At 56.4% G+C, this 702-nt stretch carries 2 protein-coding genes; one reads left to right on the forward strand and one right to left on the reverse strand.

Annotated elements, in window-relative coordinates; translation table 11 throughout:
- On the reverse strand, positions 1 to 435 hold a 435-nt coding region (locus NW858_RS10230), incomplete at its 3' end, for an SDR family oxidoreductase (protein ID WP_414520431.1).
- Between the two features lie 118 nt (positions 436 to 553).
- Here NW858_RS10230 and NW858_RS10235 point away from each other — a divergent pair.
- On the forward strand, positions 554 to 702 hold a 149-nt coding region (locus NW858_RS10235; RefSeq protein ID WP_414520432.1), incomplete at its 3' end, for a DUF520 family protein.

Raw genomic sequence — 702 nt, forward strand, 5'->3', positions numbered from 1 at the left:
TGTCATATTGGCGCCGATGGAGCGCACGTTGATGATCTGGCCTTGTTTGCGCTTCATCATGTGGGGGAGCACAGCCCGGATGGTGTACAGGTAACCCCAAAAATTAACCGCCATCAGGGCTTGCCAGTGTTCCAGCGTAGTCTGTAGGAAGGGGCCGCTCAGGCAAATGCCGGCGTTGTTGATCAGGCAGTCGATGCGGCCGTAGCGCTCTAGGGTGGCCTCCACCAGGTTTTGCACCTGTTCCGGTTGCGTCACGTCAGTGGGGACAGCCAACACTTCTGCATTGAGGCTTTGCTCCAGCTCGATGGCTGTTTGCTTCAGGGTTTCAGCCGTGCGGGCAGCCAGCGCCAGGCGGTAGCCACCGCGGGCAAAAGTAAAGGCGGTGGCCCTGCCAATACCCTCGGAAGCGCCTGTAATTAAAACAACATCAGCCATCCTGCTGCTCCCCACTTTTTGGGTTAGGATTCTTCCTTCTGTTGTAACTCCTCCGGAGAGCGGGGATCCTTGGCCATCTGAGAGCGTATGATACGGAACGGCAGCAAAGATAGGGTTTATGGCCTCCACTTACTCGTTTGATATTGTCAGCGATTTCGATCGGCAGGAGTTGGTGAACGCTGTGGATCAGGCCCAGCGAGAGATCAAACAGCGCTACGACCTCAAGGATACCCAGACGGAAATTGCGCTGGAGGAGGGATCCCTGAC

It is taken from the genome of Synechococcus sp. H55.10 (assembly GCF_047502715.1).
Taxonomy (GTDB): Bacteria; Cyanobacteriota; Cyanobacteriia; order Thermostichales; family Thermostichaceae; genus Thermostichus.